Origin of the sequence: Paenibacillus algorifonticola, assembly GCF_000971975.1 — a bacterium.
Lineage (GTDB): Bacteria > Bacillota > Bacilli > Paenibacillales > Paenibacillaceae > Pristimantibacillus > Pristimantibacillus algorifonticola.
The window spans coordinates 42,565-60,179 of sequence record NZ_LAQO01000001.1; the positions used below are offsets into that span (position 1 = coordinate 42,565).

Sequence of the window (17,615 nt, forward strand, 5' to 3'; positions counted from 1 at the left end):
GATCATCTTCCTACCATCTCGTTAAATAATGTCAGTATCCATCTGCCCGCGAAGCCGCTCCAGCTCAACGCTCGCCAGCAGCAGCGGGGCAACGCCCATCAGTACATCGCTGACGACCTTCTCGCTCATATAATATTCATAGGAGCCGTCGCGATACTTGCGCCCGCCCAAGCCGGCCCCGTTACAAATGCTGTGGAGATGAACCCCTTGTTCATCCTCGGTTACGAAGCGCTCAAGAATTCCGTCATATGCGCGCTCCACTGCCTGCCTGTCAATCTCAGCCAAATAGCCGAGCCGAATGCCCTTAGCCAGCGCATACGTCAACATACACGAGCCCGACGACTCCAAATAGTTTCCTTGGCGGCCGTTGCAGTCCAGCAGCTGGTACCACACGCCGCTCTCCTGATCCTGTACGCGCAGCAAGGCATTCGCCATCCGCTCAAAAATCCCCATCAGCTGGCCGCGTTTCGGATGATGAACGGGAAAATGCTCAAGCGAATCTACGAGCGCCATGGCGTACCAGCCTATCCCGCGTCCCCATACATGCCGGGAGAGGCCGGTGCTGCCATCGCACCAGCGCTGTTCCCTGCTCTCGTCCCATGCGTGATGCAGCAATCCCGTTTGGGGGTTGCGCGTGCGCCGTTCGATCAACAGCAGCTGATGCGCCGCTTCATCGAACCAACCGCTCTCGCCAAAGGTCTTGGCAAATTCGGCCATGAACGGAGAAGACATGTACAGGCCATCCAGCCACATTTGGAAGGGATATATTTTTTTATGCCAATATCCACCTTCATCCGTACGGGGCTGCCCGATCAATTGGGTAATGAGAAGCCGAGCCGCTTGCTCATACTTTGAATCCCCGCTCTCTCTCCATAGTCTGAGCAGGTTTTTTCCTTTGTTAATATGGTCGAGATTGTAATCCTCCAGCGTATAGCCGCGAATAGAGCCATCCTCTTGGATGAAGACGTCCATATGACGCTTCACCGTTGCTTGGTATTCGGATTCTTCGGTCCAATCGCCGAGCCGGCCGATCGCCGTCAGCGCCATCCCGGCCACATAACCCCACTTATTAGCAATATTTGGGTGATAGCCCTCTTCGCTTTGAGACAGAATCGTTCTGGCGACCCGAACGGATATACGTTCTGCATTAAGGATTTCAGTTGCAGCGTTCATCAGCCTTCTCCTCCTTCGGTTACGTTGCCATCAATGGCAAAGAACTAAAATCTTCTGGAATCTCGACTACATACAAATTGCCATATCCGTTCTTATCGCTTGTGAAGAGCAGCCTTTTTCCGTCCGCATTAAAGCGCGGGTGGGCATGCACCTTCTGCGAATGAAAGCTGCAGCGCAGCTCGCACAGGATACGCGGGCCTTCGTACACGCTGCCGATCTTGCGCCATAGGCTAAGCGTCTTGACCGCTCCCTTACCATCAACGATGGCTTGCCCCAATCCGTCCGCGTATCCATGCCAAGTATCGAAGCCGAACTCCGTCTCTTCCATGCCTGTATTGTCATAACGAATGCTGCCGAAAAAGTTGGTACCGTCCACTCGGAATCCATGATAGCCGACCGTTACGCCATCCGGATAAAAAAATTCATGCCCAACCTTCTCGCCGTCCTCCAGCCGCTCCCTGATCTTCCAAGCATGACCGGTGCGCAGGTCCAGCCCCCAGATACGATGGTCAACCAAATGCCATGGGCCTTCGTGGCAAAAGGTCATCAGCCAAGGCTCCTTCGGGGATGTATTGATATGGGTAATGAACCGGTTCGCTTCATATACCTTCTCTCCGCCGCCGGCCTGCGCATCAATACGTACGATCATGCTGTGGGGCGTAGCCTCCATCAGCTCCCGATGGCCGACATAGCCGTTGCCTAGATCGAGCCTGATGCGATGCGACAGATCCTCTTGCACGCAGGTCATAATGAATCGGCCGTCGGCTGTCGCGTTCGCATTGCCTAGATGATAGCCCTCCGGCGCTTCGTAGATCAGCTTCTCTGCAAGCGATTCCAGATCCAGACGAATAAGGCTTCGTCCCATCTTAACGAACGCCGCGCTCCCGTCAGGCAGCAGGCAAGCATCCAATCGATCGACATCGTTGTAATCCGTCAGCTGGGTTATCAAACCGCTCTTCATATTCAAGCTGTACAGGTTCGCGCAATTTCCCCTGTCCGAGATGAACAACAGCCGTTGTTCTCCGTCATACCAACCGTTTTCCGTAAAATATAAATGATAGCTATGCGCCTTATAATTGGTTAATTGCGTTACTTCAATGCCTGTTAGGCGATCGGTCTCCGTCTTCCGTTCCGAGGGCCACACCGTTCCTTTTGCCGACATGCTCTCGCCTCCTGAATTTTGAAAACTTTAGAAGCCTCTACAGCCAGGGCTTCAGCCCTTCCCATTTCACCGTCCAGCTTCCATCCTGCGGGAAGCCCGGATTGCGGACAGCCGATTTGGCCGCCGATTCTCCGGCTTCGTTTTCCTTCCAGCCAGCAGCCATCATGGCAACGGCGGCCAGCAGCCCGCCGTTGCCCGGCAAATAAGCGGATAAGCCAGGGCGCTGATAATTATGACCGTTGGTTAGGTACGTATTTTTGGACGCATCCATTAAAAGGAAATCAACGGCGAGATCCGCTTCTCCGAGTCTTGCTGCCGTCATTGCACACATCGGGAAATCCCAGCCCCATGCCGATTCCCAGATCCATACTTCCTTCACCTTCAGCAGTGTATCCAGCATGACCTTGCGGTCGATTAGCGTGCCCGGCAAAATGCCGAATGCCCCCAGCATGGACGGATGGTCGCGATTTTTCGTCAGATATGTTTCAAGGCACCGCTCATGGGCAAGGTATACGCCCTCCGCCTGCGGAGGCTCGGCTAACGACCCGGCAACCTCTGCCCAAAGCGGGTTCGCGGGCTGCTGCATGCGTTCTGCCCAGCGAATCGCAATTTCCAAGCCATACTTCCAGTACTCCAGCTCGTAAGGCGGGTTTTTGCTGTCCTGCATAAAATGGCATTCCTGTGCCGGAATAAGGGGCGGCCCCAGATCATAAACTCGCTTCTCTTCATTCCATTGAGCGAAGGAAACCATGAAATCAGCCGCTTCGAACACGATGCTGCGGAACCGCTCCAGAGTATCGCTCGACGGATCCGCCTGATAGCAGAGCTCGGCGAGCGTCATCGGATGCGGCTGCTGCCAGATTAGCCCGTTTGCAACCGGCGATGGGCAAGGCTTGCCGTCAAAGCCTACCATTTTGGGCCAACGCGCCCCTTTATAACCTTGAGACTGTGCCAATTCGCGTGCCACCGGTAAGATTTGCTCATACCAATCCATGCTGTTCAACAAATAATTTTCTCTGCCCCACAATGGAAAATGAGCCGCATGCCACCAATGCATCTCCAGATGCGACTTGCCAAACCAGCTATTGTACATCAGGCCTGTTTCTTGCGGCGGCATCGAGCCGCCACTGTGCAGCGCAAGCAAGAATTGCGACAATACGACGCGTCTCTCCAGCTCATAGGCTCTTGGATCCGCGCTTCCGGAGAAGTCGATTGCCGCGCCGCTCATCCAGAACGATTCCCAATGACGCGCGCTCGCGGACTTGATAGCTCCGACCTCTGCGGTCTGCGCCGACTCCTGCGCGAAGCCTATGGAGAATTCCAGTGATTCTCCGCCTGGGTCCGGCAGCAGCGTAAACTCGTGCACACCGGTCCGCTCCAGGCTCCCGGCGCTCCAAGACCAACTGACCTCATAGCGGTCCTCGTCCATGCTTCTCACGATAGTTGCCCCGTTAACGCCCGTCTCGCCTAGCTCCGTAAGATGCCTGCCGTCATTGTCCAGATCCGGAAATACAGCCTTGGCCCATGTGGTAGATATCATATCAGGCGCTGGAAAACGGATGAAAACCTGCAGCCTTCCCTGTTCAATTAGCGGAGAAACGACTCTTACCCCGATGGCATCGATCGTCGGATGGCAAGCGGTCATGACATGAACCGGAAAGCCGCTCACTGCGAATTCGCTTGTCAAAATGCCTGACCATAGATTCATTTTTTGGCTAATATCCGTTATATCCTCGGCCTCAGCTTCTCCACCTGATTCCGATAGAAATCGAAACGAAATGCGGCCAAGCTGAAGGCGGTGGGGATTCTGACGCAGCCAGTGGTACGCCTCTGGCTTGTCGCCCGGTTTCATCGCATACCCTACCGCCCTGCCATACGTATCGTAGGCCTGGTACGCGGCATCGCGCTCGGTGAACCGTCCCGGTCCGCCTGTATAATGCCATCCCCAATTGGACTGCGTGCCCAGCGGCACCTCATATTGATTCGGAAAAGTCTGCAGCCCGGTAATGTCGGCGCTGAAGGCAAACTCGCCATTGCCTACGGAAAACGGGGACACGGGGTCCCATTTATTCAACTCCGGTTGATGGCGTTCCACGATCTGTCGTCTGTCCATTGACTCCTCCTATTTGCTAGAACCCAGAGGCCGCCCAGCCTATAATCATTCGAACGGGAAATCCATCCGGGTTCTCATCATATCCCGGTACTTGCCCGGGGTAATATCTTTGAATTTGCGGAAGCTGCGAATAAAGCTATTCTCATGTTGATAGCCGACCATCAGCCCGATATCCGAAATACGGTCATCCGTCTTCAGCAGCAGCTCACTCGCCCGCTCGATACGAAGACGAGTCAAATAGTTATAGATCGTCTCGCCCGTTTCTTGTTTGAACAGCTGGCTGGCAAGACTGCTGCTAATGCCAATCGCTTCAGCTATCTCCGGTATGCCTATTGGCTCGTTAAGATTTTGCTTCAAGTAGTCGATCATTCGTTGGCACATGATAAAATCCTTGCTCTCTGCCAACCGGCGGAAACGCTGTGCCAGCTTGGTAACCCGGCTCTCCAGTTCACCTTTGATATCCTCCAAGCGAAGGGTATCGAACCGAACATAGGTTTGACAATAGGAACCGTCCGAGGCTGGTCGGATTTGCTCGATCCTCTCGATGGCCGACTGCAGGAAGGATACGGCCGCCGATGGGTACCCATACTGACAGCGGATATTATCGGTCATTCGAACGACTGCTTCCAGAGAACCCGGCTCATCGCCCATTTCTATAGCGCCAATCAATTCAGCCAGCACGCTTTCAAACTGCAGCGGTTCGTTCACTTCATGCCCGGACACCTCTTGGAACGTGATTACCTGTCCATAGCCTTGATACAGCCGGTATGTAAGCGCATTCTCCGCTTCCAGCATCACTTGCTTCAATTTTGCAATATCCGTCTGCGTGTTGCTGACCCCTGCCGATACGCTGAATTTCAATAAGCGCGACACTACCTCTAGCGATTCAGCCAGTTTGCTCTCACATCGCTGCCCTTCTATACGCGGCTGCAGCAAGATGGCTGTCTTATCCGTTCCGAAATCGGCGCATACGATTCGCCACTGTGGCTCGAACAGTTCAGCCACAATATTGGCCAATGCGAACTTTAACAGTGAATGATCGCCGCCGGTAAATGTGCGGGACCATTCCTCGTAACGGTCGATCGACAGAACGGCCACCGTCACCGGCGCCTCCGTCCATTCTCCAAAATAACGGTTCCATTTCTCTTCAATATCCCGCTTCCCGCTAAGATTGCCGGAATAAATATCAGTAAGCAGCTTCGAGGCAGCCTCCGACATCGACTCCCGGACGAGCTGTGCCAGATGCGCGTGATTGGTAAGCAATTCACCAGCAAGCTTCTCTAGATCCATGCCCTCCGATCCGCTCTTCTTGCGGTCATACCTGCTGAACAGCTGCTTGAGCCTGCGCACGGGACGGAAAGCCGCCGCATTAATATAGAAAATCGTTACCCCGCCAAGCCCGAGAGCCGCAATGGATACCAAAAGAACCACCTTCGCCACCCGCTTGGACTTAGCCAGCAGGCTGTCCTGCTCAACGATCGACACATAGCTCCATCCCGTTACAGGCGATTCGAGCTGATTAATAAGCAATTGGCGATTCTGGATTGTGATATCCCCGCCTTCGTCCTCTCTCAGCGTTTCAATCGCACGGTTTATCGACTCTTGATTAAACTCATAGTTCGAAACGGAGTAGAGCAGCTCGTCATGCTCGTCGATAATATAGCGCATCCGATTCAAATTGTTCATGATTGGCGGATTCAGCTTCGCGAATAATTCATCATTTTTAAGATTGACAGCTACGATTCCTTTGAACTCTCCTTGAATCATGATCTTACGGAACAGCGTAACACTCGAGCCTTTGGCTCCTGCCCCTTCAGGCACCATCCTTTTCTTAATGAGCGTCGTTCTCTCTCCGAATTCAGAAGCTACGCCGGTCCAGTCGGAATCGTCGAATGTCAGCCTATTGGAGCTGAAGCCCTGCGGAATCGCCAGGAAGCTTTCCCGGGTAAGATCATAGACATAAATGCTTTTAATATACTTGGAATTGCTGATTAATGTGGATAGAAACTGGTAGGCCTCCGTAATATTCGTATAAGAGCCCTGTGATTTGCTGGTCAAAAACTTGTAAACATTATCGTTCAAAGCGACTTGAATCGCGACCTTGTCGCTCTCGCTGACCAACTCGTCGATCACGTTCATATCGAGCTTCAGCATTTGACGCTGCAATTCGCTGAGCTCTTCCTGCATCACCGACTTAGACGTGTTGTACGAGGTCAAGCTTACAGCCAGAATAATGAGAAAGACGGAAACGGTCAAAATCAGCACGAGCCTAACTTGGGTATGTGCCAGATTGTATTTCAACCATTTCTTGATAGACTGCGTCACGATAAATCCCACCTTATGCCGAGGATCCTTCTATTATAACGTGATCCTGCTCTCGCAACATACTCAGCCCGATCTTCTTACTCACACTCCACAGCCGCTCAAGCCTTCTCTATTAACCATTCTTTCATTCGCTGCGTTTCAATGCCGGCAAGCAGTACGATGCCGATGCCATGCGTATCATTCAAATTCCAGCCTAAATCATGCTTATAGTAAGCATGGGAATATGACCAGCTGGAGCCTTTGCAAACCCCGTACAGATTCCCTTGTTTGTCGATGGCCCGCTCGCATAATCCCTGCCAGCCAGTCAGCGCCGCCCTGATGTACGGCTCCGGATTCTCGAGCCAGCTATGGCGAATCCCGAGCGCAAAGCCGTAAATGAACATCGAGGTGCACGAGGATTCCTCATATGACTCCGCATCGACCAATACTTGATGCCACAGGCCATGCTTGCCCTGCAGCCTGCGGTATCCTTCGGCCAATTCCCGGTAAAAAGCGAGTATGGACGGATAGCTCTCATGCGTCCTTGGCAATACTTCGAGCAGTACGGCCAGCGAGAAAAACACCCAGCCGTTACCCCTGCCCCAGACCGTCCCAGACGGCTTGCTATTGCGAACATCATACACATGAGACATGATCTGCCGATCCGCCATGTACAAATACTTCTTATAAAGCAGAAGCTGCCTGGCGGCTTCACCCATATAGCCCGCATCGCCGGAAAGCTCGGCATACCTGCACAGGAAAGGAACGCTCATGTACATATCGTCGCACCACATCGTGTTATGCATACTCGGCGAGACGCCGACTTTGCGATATAGCGCGCCGTCTTCCATGCGGTCCTGCACGTTCATAATGTAATGGGCAATATCATCCGCCACCGCGCGCGAGCCTTCAATCGAACGGAGTTGTTCTGCCATAATGGCTAGCGCCCCAAAGGAGCCGCAGTCATCAAGACTATCGATATGCGACAGCTGGTTGTTTAAGCCCGCTGCTCCGAAGCGCTCGCGGTCCCACAGCGAGTAGGCATAAGTTGAAGTCGCGAACTCGACATGGCCCGCAACGTAATTCGCCAGATCTTCGCGCTGCAGCAGCCGGCTTGAACCCAGCAGCCCGGACAGCGTGACGCCAAGCGGATAATTCCAACGGCCGTAAAGCTCATTTTCGAGAAATGGGCGCACATGCGCTCCCGGCTGATCCGTCGTCCAGAAAACGTTCGTGCAGCGGTCGGCCGACACCTTGCCCGGTGCCAGATAATCGGCCGGATCCATATTCGCTTCCGGTGAGAGCGGACCCAGCAGCAGCCATTCGCCTTTATAGCCATGCACGCGCCGCCCGAGAACCAGTTCAACGTTAGGCGCTGCAATGTCCCCAAGCTGAAAGCCCCATCCTTGCCCATCGCATCGGCAATGGGCGATTAGGTCGCCGCTCCCCGGGTCTGCACCCAGTTCGAGGGAGAAGTCTCCCGATTCTTGTACCGCGTATACTTCTTTTCCCTGCCATATAAACCGTAATGGACCGAATGCGGTTCCTGAGATCGTGACTTGCTGCTTCGAGGCGGTACGGTTGGCGATCGTCGTCCATGCATAAGCGGAATAGCCGGGCCGCATGCCATATAAAAGATCCAACCGCCCTTTCCCCTCTTCTCGTGCAGGCAGCCATTCCGCTCCAGTAGCTGCTTCCGTCTGATTCGTGCCCGGGATGCGATTCAGCGGATGGGCCGACGGCGCCGTAAAGATCCAGCCTTCCTCGCCGTCCCGTTCATCGGACGGAGCCAGAAAGTGAAAAGGCTTATTCTTGCGGCTGCCTGTTCCGAATGCTGCTCCGCAGTTTCCTTCCGGTCCCACCCCCAGCTCCAGAACAAAGTGATTCCATCCCCGCAGCAGATTTATCTTTAGCTTTATCGGCGGCACGGCTGAGGTCGGGTCCGCTTCGGTCATCTCCTCCTCCTCCGGTGACGAGCCAAAGCGCTGATTCCCATTGTGATGCAGCTTCACTTGCCCGTAGCAGCGAAGATGGAAGATGAACTCCTGCGGCTGATCGATCCAGAGCTTTGCCCAAGCGTAAACCCGCAGGCCTGCTTCCATTTCCTTAAACATGCTTCTCAGCGGAAATTCATATAAGTGGTCCGCTCTCTTGCGGACAGCGCTGGCCCGAGTCACCCGATACACAGGGCCATGGGGCGGATTATCGCCGATATACCGCTGCGCGATAACCTTAAGCACATGCGGGATGCTTCCGCCCTCCGTCTGCGCGGCCATACTTTCCATCGAATCGATATACCCGCTTAGGTTAGCTGCCATTACACTCCGCCTCTCTGGCCGTTTAGGCTCTTTTGACGTTCCTGCGATACGCTGCCAGAGCTGCCGGTACCGCTTTCCAGCACTTCCTCGATCGTAACTAGGCGATGCTCCTTTACCGAGCGCCAGACCGCTTCGCCCGTCGCCACCGAATAAGCGCCGTCAACCGCGCCCGATAAGATTCGGAACGGCCGTCTACAGTCCTCGCCCATGAATAAGTCTTCCAGCAGCAGCGGATCGCCCCCGCCATGTCCGCCTTCCCGGTGCACGACATGTATCGTTTCCTTTGAGCCGAACAACGGAAAGTAGTCGATCGTTTGGACAGGGGTAGGGAAAGGCGTTCTGCCAGGCATATGATATTCCACCGTCTCGAGCCTTCCTTTCGTCCCGTTAATGGCCAGCCGATAGCCTTCATAAGGCAGCGAGAAGTTGACGGAATAACTGAGCAGCGCGCCGCCGCTGTATTTCACGGTCGCGGCGTACGTATCTTCAATTTCTATTTCCGAATCGAAAATGCAGCGGTCCGGACGGTAATCCGAATAGGGAAACGCCGATGTCTTCCCTGCATCAAGAGACCCAAGATGATCATCCGGCACTTTAAGATTCCGGCTGCGGGCATTCCACCGCGAGTAATACGAGCAGTCCTCGGTATGAGCGCAGGTGCTGCAAAATCTGCCGTCCTCCTTCTTCGGATTCGCCTCGCCTTCGGCGCCATAATAATTCAAAGCGCCAAATGCGAACACTTCTACCGGCCTCTGATCAATCCACCAGTTGACCAAATCGAAATGATGCGTGCTCTTGTGCACGGACAAACCGCCCGACAATTTACGTTCCCGGTTCCACCTTTTGAAGTAGCTCGAGCCGTGATACGTATCCAAGTACCAGTTCAAGTCAATCGACGTTATTCTGCCAAGCTTCCCTTCCTGCACAATCTCCTTGATCTTCGTATGAATCGGGGCATAGCGGTAATTGAAGGTCACGATAACCGAGCCCTTGCTCGCCTTCTCTGCTTCGATAACTCGCCTGCTGTCTTCTCCCGTCGTCACCATTGGTTTCTCCGTAATGGCATCAAGATCATGCTTTAGAGCGGCAATCAGGTACTGTGCATGCGTGTCGTCGCGGCCTGCGACGATAATCACGTCAGGCTTCGTTTCAGCGACCATTCGATCAAACTCGTTCTCGCCGTAGCTTCTTATGTCGGCATGCTCCGGATATCTCGAACGGTACAGCTCAAAGCGCATGGGATCGCGGTCAAGCAGGCCGAAAAATCTCGCAGCCTCCAGCGAAAGTGGTCAGGATAGGCTTGGCGAACATGCCCAGCGCACGTCCGCTCACACCGCAAATTGCGTATCGTTTTCTCATCTGATCCAATCCTTTCTAGCATTTACGCGATCATGAAGACTTCCGCATACCGCTTATTCCTTCACTTTGGCATACCATTCTTGGACGCGCTTGGTGACGGCCTCGCCTCCAGCTTTATTCCAACGGTCCACGAACTCTTCAAATTTCTCTATTGGCCATTCGCCAATGACGATTTTCGTCAGATATTCTTGGAAAAGTTTATGAGATTGGATATCCGGGAAGCCTTCGTACACCGTATTCGGCAATCCGTCGCCGGCGATTCGACGCGCATCGGACGTGCTGACCGCGAAGACATCCTGCACCATCTTCTGCATGTCTTCCGGGATCGTCTCCTTGATCCTTACATCCATGTCTTCCTTGGTCGTCAGATTGCGCATCCCAAGCGCGATAGGTCGGCTGTCCTCTGGCGGCAATATGACCTTCTTGCCGTTTACGACTTCATGCTGCTGCCCCTCGATGCCAAAGCGAATAAATTCATCGTTGCTTTGGTCATAGAAGAAATCGAGCAGCTTAAGGGAATATTCGGCTTTATCCTTTGCGGCAGTCGGGATCATCCACTCCGGCTCGCCCATGCTCTTCTGCGTCACAAAGCCTTCAAAACCTTCGGCCTTAGGTACCGGCATGCCGACTACGTAAGCATCCGGTGCTCCTTTGAGCATCGCAGTATAGCGTTCGCGGAGGTTGGCCGGAAGGTGATACCAGCTGCCGACCAGGTTATTGTTGATTTTGGCCTGCCAAACATCACCTTTGTTCAGAAATGTCTCATTGTCTAACAGCTTCTCTTCATATAACTCACGAATATAGGCGATAGCAGCCTTCATATTTTTCGTAACGCCGGCGTATTGAATCTCTCCTTCGTAGATATCCCATTCCGGTACGCCTTCCCACATCGCGACACCATACATGCCGAACAGGTGGTCCATCCACTTGCCAAACTCGCGTCCCGAGGTAGGCAGCTCATCCGCTTTGCCATTGCCGTTCGGGTCCTTGTCCCGGAATGCCCGCAGAACCTCTTTATACTCCTCTGTTGTTTTCGGCACAGACAATCCCACCTTGTCCAGCCAGTCCTGACGGATCATCGGCGCCCGCTCGGGTACGAGAAACACCTTAGGCACATAATAAATATGGCCGTCCGGGGAAGCTGACCGTACGATATCCCATGCTTCTTCCGGAATGTTCTTCCATACATTAGGTGCGTACTTCGGCAGCAAATCATCGAGCGCCAAAGCGCCGCCTTGCTTGATTAACGTCTGCTCGATGCCCCCAATCGGACGGAGAATGTCCGGCAGGTCATCGGACGCAATCATCAAATTCAGAAATTCCGTTGGCTCCGAGCCTGGTGCCGTCGTCATCAGTTCGTATACGACACCCGTCTTCTCCTCCACATATTTCACATGCTCATTATCTTTGCCCGGAATGGTTCCTACGCCCATATGGCTTTTGAATACTTTCACCGTAACGGGCATGTTCTTCTCCGCGTCATTCACGGAAGCTGCAGGCTTCTCTCCGTTGCCCGTGCAGCCAGAGAGAATCGAAACGACCAGCAGCGATACCAAAGCGGATACTCTGGCCGACTTTCCAAAAACATGTTTCATCATGTGTTCAGTTCCCCTTTTAATGTAATTCATGCTATATATCAAGCCGGAAATTCGGCTTCATACCTCTTTTTCTTCCGCCATAAAACCCATTATTCTTTCAAGGAGCCCAGCATAGAGCCTTTCACAAAATATTTTTGCAAATAAGGATATACGAGCACAATCGGGATCGTAGCGAATAAAATTGTAGCCGCTTTCAACGTTGTCGTATTGAAATCGTAGTCACCCAGAACCAGATTGACTGCGGCAAGCTCCTCCGGAGAGGTCAAATAAGCGCGAAGCTTCGTTTGCAGCGGCCATTTCTCCGGATCGCGGATGAACAGCACCGCCCGCTGGAAGGTATTCCAATAGCCTACCGCATAAAACAGGCTTACGGTGGCAATCACCGGCTTCGAGAGCGGCATATAGATTCGGAATAAGATGCCGGCCTCATTGCAGCCGTCGATCCGTGCGGAATCATCAAGCTCTTTCGGAATACCTGTAAAGAAGGTACGGATAATGATCATGTTGAACGTCCCGATCACCCCCGGAAAAATGAGCGACCATAGCGAGTTCATCATGCCCAGCTCGCGCACCGTTAGAAAAAACGGGATCATCGGCGCATTGAAGATCATGGTAATGATAATACCGAGCATGATCGGCTTGCGGATGAGAAATTGCTTGTGCGATAACGGATAAGCCGTCAGCACCGAGAACAGCATGCTCAGCAAAGTTCCGGCCACCGTTATATAAACGGTGATACCGAACGACCTCCACAGTCCAGTGTTCTGCAAAATATGCGACCAGGATGCCGTCGTGAATTCAACAGGGAGCAGAAACACCTGCTTGGAATCCGCCGCGATCGGCGAGCTGAAGGAAACGGCCAGCAGTTGAAGGAGCGGAAGCAGCATTGTGGCAGCCGCAGCAATTAGAAACGCGTAATTGAAAAACTGGAATAGTTGATCTCCTGTTGTCTTTCTCATCACCACAACCCCTGTTCTGTTTTTCGAGCCATGCGGTTAAATATCCACAATAACACGAATCCGATGACCGACTGGAATAATCCGATCGCTGTCGTGACGCTGTACTGCCCTTGCAGCACGCCTGCCCGGTATACGTACGTCTCGATGATATCACCGACCGAATACGTCATCGGCGTCAATAAATTATAAATCTGATCAAAGCCAAGCTCCAAGAAATTCCCAATATTTAATAGGAACAGTACCAGTATCGTCGGGAACATGGTAGGCAGCGTAATATGGATCGTCTGCTTCCACCGATTTGCCCCGTCCATCACAGCCGCTTCATATAAGCTTGGATTAATGCCTGCGATCGCGGCCAAGTAGATAATCGTTCCCCAGCCCACATCCTTCCAAATGCCGGAGATAACGACGATAGCTCGAAAATATTGCTGCTCCTGCATGAACAGAATCGTTTCCTGCCCGAACCATCCGCGCATCATATTGAAGACGCCCTGACTCGACAGCAATTCGAATACGATGCCCCCAACGACGACCCAGGATAGAAAGTGCGGAAGATAGAATAAACTTTGCATAACCCGTTTGGCAAGCATCAACCTGACTTCATTAAAGAGAAGAGCTAAGATAATCGGTGCCGGGAACCCAAAAACAAGCTGATAAAGGGCGATTGTCGCCGTATTCCTTAATACTAAATAGAAGTCTTCATACGTGAAAATAAATTTGAAGTTGTCGAGCCCAACCCACGAGCTTGACAGTATGCCTTTAAAAATCTGATAGTCTTGAAACGCGATCACGCTGCCGGCCAGCGGTAAATATTTAAATACGAGATAATAGATGATGCCAGGCAGTATCATGACGTAAAGCATCCAATACTTTCGCATATTAACGAGATAACGATTCTCCATCAAGTTGAATCTCCCAGTCGATACGCGAGTGGAGCCAGGCTCCAAATGATCCTGCGTATTTGCCATCGTGAACCTCCTTCGCTTCTTGTAACGCCATCTTACCTGTTCAAGTGCAGTATAAACAATTGATCAATTCAACATGGCACACACAAATCCGCGATCTCGCCCAAATTGGACGAATAGCGCACTCAGACCGCGATAGGTTGATGAACAAATGCGGCTGCCCCACCGTTCAGATGCGCTTCCTCCGGCATGAAAAAAAGCCGCAGCAGCAAGGCTTCAGCGGATTTGTTGATGCTGTGGCGGATTGGTTTGTTGACATCCTTTTTTCTAGCTTGTTCATTGGTTACCTGTTTACTTATTGTTTACACTGTAAAGCAGGACTGCTGCTTCCGATCAGGTCGTATTCGCAAGAAGATGAATCATGCCACGCTTTCCTTAAAGTGTTATCCGATACTGCGGGCGTCCCGAGTGTCCTAACCTTCACGGTATTGGACTTTTCTGATTTTCCGCTGGCGTTTTGGGCTACGATGTAATAGGTGTATTCGACACCTGGCTTTACCGTACGGTCATAATAAGCACCTACCTTGGCCGAACCGGGATTGTATACACTCTCGCCAACGGATTCCCTATAAATGTTGTATTGGGTTGCATCCCCACGGGCTGCCCAGATGAGCCCGACGAATGATTGGCCCACCAACCCCGTAATCAGATCGGAAGAAGCGCAGGGTACGGGCACTGCAATAGTAAGCGCATCGCTTTGTGCCGACTCTCCCATTTCGTTCACTGCCGATATTTTGTAGCTGTAGCCCGTCTCCGTTACATTAATGCCCTTGTCGAGAAAGCCGGCCGACTCGGTGCTGCCTATCTGGGCATAAGCATTTTCGCTATTCCCTTTTCTGTAAAGGTTGTAACGTTCAGCCCCGTCTACCGGATGCCATTGCATTTCGAAAGCGGAGGTCGTAACTGAACCTGCTAAAATGCCTGAAGGTGCTTGCGGAAGGAGCACGGGTTGCCTAGTCGCGGCACTTACGCTGCTTGACTGGCCTGACTCGCCGCCAATCCCTACCGTCGATACCTTATAGTAATAGGCGGAGGAAGGACTCACCGTCTTATCGGTGTATTCAGCCGTTAACGAACTGCCAATCTTATGGTAAGGGCCTTCCGGTGCTGCTGCTCTGTATATGTTGTAGCTTGTTGGATCGTCCGCCGCTGTCCAGCCAAGCTCCACGCTCATGCTCTTTGCCATTGAAACGGTTAACCCCGTAGGCACAGGCGGTACCGGCTGCGCGGGATCAAAAGTAACTACTTCCGCAATATCGGAATATGGAGATTCACCTCCGGCATTCAAGGCTGATACTTTATATTGATAGGTAATCCCTTGAACGATGGCCGTATCCTCATACCCTGCCGTTGCGGAGCTGGCAACTGCTTTAAATACATCGTTTATAGAAGAGGAACGATAAATGAGATAAGAGGCTGCGTCACTCGCCGGCGACCAATTAAGTGAAACAGAGTCGCCTGATGCGAAAGCTGCCGTAAACCTGGAAGGACCGCCGGCTGGAGGTTCTGTTTGCGGCTTTGTCGGCTTAAGGACAACATAATAGCTGCCTTTCGAAGTGCTGCCATTCGCCCCCATCGTTACCAAAGACCCAGCAGAATAAAACTTTTTGTATAGTCGATACTGCACCGGTTGATCATCTGATATAGTCTCGCCCGTTTCCTCATAGACGGATAACCATGCAGGAATCTCAGGAATCCTCGTATCGTAAACCACATATACCTCTGCATCGGCAACCAGATAGAAGGAAAGCAGGTCACTGCTTGTAGCGCTTCTAGATTCCATCGCCGCCCTAATCCATTCCATGCCTATCAGCGCATCCGGAATGGTTACGAGCTTGTAAATTTTGGAGCCGGTCGCTCTATCTCCGTACTCCACGTCTCCTGGCTGAAAATTGTGCTGAACCGACCATTTTGACGCATTTACGCTCCCGTTTTTACTATTATCGTTAATGAAGACATTTCTGACCCATTTCCCGTCCATACTGGCTATTGGCGTTGGAACAGGCGTTGGTTTCGGTTCTGCCGGCGGTATGAACGGCGGACCGGACCACGCTGCCGGGGTTAAGGGATAATTCGCAGGGAAGCCGGAAATCGCCAGCTCGTTCAAATAATCTTCCAGATGGGTATATCCATCTCCATTGCTGTCACCGTTTCCGTCGCTCGAATCATTCGGATTCAATCCTTTTGCTTGTTCCCAGGCGTCGGGTATGCCGTCCCGGTCCGTATCGGCTGGGGCTGTTTCTTTTTTCAATACAGGATACCCGCCTACATCATTCTCATGTCCAATAATCGCTCCGGTCTGGTTCCTTACATCATCAACAATCCGCTGATCAACCGCATCCCTTGCCAGAGACGACCCGGAATGGTTCAAAACATGATGGTATGCAGCTTCCGGTAATTCCGTATGGACGAGAGGGTATTCAAACCGCTCTGGAACCATAATACTAGGCCTGTCAACCTCTATCATGCCCGCCCCCGTATCTGTACCGTCCAGAATACCGTTTTTATTGCTGTCGATTAGATTGTTATGGAGATACAGCTTGTAGTTCTCGTTTCCGCGTACAATAGCGTATTGGGGGTCTACAGAGTTAATCCCTGCTATAAAATAGTTCCCCACGACATTTCCGAACCCCTTGGTACCGGATTCCCCGCCAGCCACATACGGAAACTGGCCCCAGTTGTATACGACGTTGTTGACAAAGTCCATCTGTCCTTTCGTTTTGGGATTTCTGTCGTTATTATGAGCATAGAGATTATGATGCATGGTGATGGTATTCATTTCAATCAGCCCACCCATAGAATGGGTAAGAAGAGCCTCCGATATAATTGACCACTGAACCGTTATGTTTTTGGATCTGGGATTATCGTAATTCTTGCTTTTTATGGACAAGACTTCATCCGTCGCCCATGAAAACGAAGAGTGATCGATGATCACATTCTGACAGTCTTCAAAATACATAGCATCATCTTTAACGCTTAGTTCACCCATTCGAAAGGTCAAATACCTAATAATGATATCGCTGCAGTCATAGAACCGAATATTGTTAGACCGGATGGTTACGCCGTCTCCCGGCGCAGTCTGCCCCGCTATGGTGATATTGGACTTATTTTTCAATATAATCTGGGGGGTGGTGATTTCTCCCGATATATCAAATACGATGGTGCGAGGCGTGTCCCCCGCTGTCGTAAGCGCATCATAGAATGTTCCTGGACCTGTAAGCTCATGGCTTGTGACATGATAAACCTCGCCGCCGCGCCCCCCTAAGGCAGCATATCCGAAACCTTCTGCTCCTGGAAATGCCGGCAGTACGGAACTTGCCGCTTTTACTGCGGGATTCTGGAGCGGGAATAAAGCAAAACACAGAACAATACAAAGCATTTGTGCCAAAAACCTCTTCATCTTACACCTCCGCAAAGTTATTAATGTAACCGCTTTCAAAATGTTGTTTGACTATCCTCCCCTAACCATTCCTTTTCCCGAAGCTTAAAATGGTTCCGGGTCTATATTACTACTCCCGCCTCCTCTTCTTATAGTCAAGGTCATCATAACCCTAGTGAAGAAGTGGCTCAATTGATACATCTTCCACCGAATGCACAATTCCGATAATTCATTGGAGTTGAAGAAATTGTATACTCCAGCGGCGATCGGTAGGTTCTAAATATT

General features: G+C 51.9%; 9 protein-coding genes and 1 pseudogene. All 10 read right to left on the minus strand.

Annotated features, from left to right (window positions below):
• Positions 1–21 precede the first annotated feature (21 nt).
• The 10 genes and pseudogenes from WH37_RS06980 to WH37_RS33405 all read right to left on the minus strand — a co-directional run bounded on the left by WH37_RS06980 (position 22) and on the right by WH37_RS33405 (position 17,351).
• Complete coding sequence (locus tag WH37_RS06980) at positions 22–1,173, minus strand: glycoside hydrolase family 88/105 protein (RefSeq protein WP_046229854.1); 1,152 nt, start codon at positions 1,171–1,173, stop codon at positions 22–24.
• Positions 1,174–1,192: 19 nt separating this feature from the next.
• Positions 1,193–2,335 carry an oligogalacturonate lyase family protein gene (locus WH37_RS06985; RefSeq protein ID WP_046229855.1) on the minus strand — a complete coding sequence of 381 codons (1,143 nt, stop codon included), beginning with the start codon at positions 2,333–2,335 and terminating at the stop codon, positions 1,193–1,195.
• A 37-nt stretch (positions 2,336–2,372) separates the two neighbouring features.
• Positions 2,373–4,448, minus strand: coding sequence for a hypothetical protein (locus WH37_RS06990; RefSeq protein ID WP_046229856.1), 2,076 nt, complete (start codon positions 4,446–4,448; stop codon positions 2,373–2,375).
• Between the two features lie 45 nt (positions 4,449–4,493).
• A complete protein-coding gene (locus WH37_RS06995; RefSeq protein WP_046229857.1) occupies positions 4,494–6,773 on the minus strand; it encodes an AraC family transcriptional regulator in 2,280 nt (759 codons plus the stop codon).
• A 98-nt stretch (positions 6,774–6,871) separates the two neighbouring features.
• On the minus strand, positions 6,872–9,070 hold the full coding sequence (locus WH37_RS07000) for a glycoside hydrolase family 88/105 protein (RefSeq protein ID WP_046229858.1): 2,199 nt from the start codon (positions 9,068–9,070) through the stop codon (positions 6,872–6,874).
• Positions 9,070–10,429 (minus strand): annotated as a pseudogene (locus WH37_RS07005) (Gfo/Idh/MocA family protein). The gene WH37_RS07000 and the pseudogene WH37_RS07005 overlap by 1 nt, the downstream one beginning before the upstream one ends.
• Before the next feature lie 53 nt (positions 10,430–10,482).
• Positions 10,483–12,027, minus strand: coding sequence for an extracellular solute-binding protein (locus WH37_RS07010; protein WP_046229859.1), 1,545 nt, complete (start codon positions 12,025–12,027; stop codon positions 10,483–10,485).
• An 89-nt stretch (positions 12,028–12,116) separates the two neighbouring features.
• A complete protein-coding gene (locus WH37_RS07015) occupies positions 12,117–12,986 on the minus strand; it encodes a carbohydrate ABC transporter permease (protein WP_046229860.1) in 870 nt (289 codons plus the stop codon).
• The gene (locus WH37_RS07020; protein WP_046230284.1) at positions 12,986–13,888 is read right to left on the minus strand and encodes an ABC transporter permease; all 903 of its coding nucleotides are present in this window, start codon (positions 13,886–13,888) and stop codon (positions 12,986–12,988) included. The genes WH37_RS07015 and WH37_RS07020 overlap by 1 nt, the downstream gene beginning before the upstream one ends.
• 358 nt (positions 13,889–14,246) lie before the next feature.
• On the minus strand, positions 14,247–17,351 hold the full coding sequence (locus WH37_RS33405) for a pectinesterase (protein WP_177217901.1): 3,105 nt from the start codon (positions 17,349–17,351) through the stop codon (positions 14,247–14,249).
• Positions 17,352–17,615 lie beyond the last annotated feature (264 nt).

Excerpts from the sequence above, each read along its gene's own strand:
- WH37_RS06980 (WP_046229854.1), bottom strand. The coding sequence starts at position 1,173 with ATGAACGCTGCAACTGAAATCCTTAATGCAGAACGTATATCCGTTCGG.
- WH37_RS06985 (WP_046229855.1), bottom strand. The coding sequence starts at position 2,335 with ATGTCGGCAAAAGGAACGGTGTGGCCCTCGGAACGGAAGACGGAGACC.
- WH37_RS06990 (WP_046229856.1), bottom strand. The coding sequence starts at position 4,448 with ATGGACAGACGACAGATCGTGGAACGCCATCAACCGGAGTTGAATAAA.
- WH37_RS07000 (WP_046229858.1), bottom strand. The coding sequence starts at position 9,070 with ATGGCAGCTAACCTAAGCGGGTATATCGATTCGATGGAAAGTATGGCC.
- WH37_RS07010 (WP_046229859.1), bottom strand. The coding sequence starts at position 12,027 with ATGATGAAACATGTTTTTGGAAAGTCGGCCAGAGTATCCGCTTTGGTA.
- WH37_RS07015 (WP_046229860.1), bottom strand. The coding sequence starts at position 12,986 with ATGAGAAAGACAACAGGAGATCAACTATTCCAGTTTTTCAATTACGCG.
- WH37_RS07020 (WP_046230284.1), bottom strand. The coding sequence starts at position 13,888 with ATGGAGAATCGTTATCTCGTTAATATGCGAAAGTATTGGATGCTTTAC.
- WH37_RS33405 (WP_177217901.1), bottom strand. The coding sequence starts at position 17,351 with ATGAAGAGGTTTTTGGCACAAATGCTTTGTATTGTTCTGTGTTTTGCT.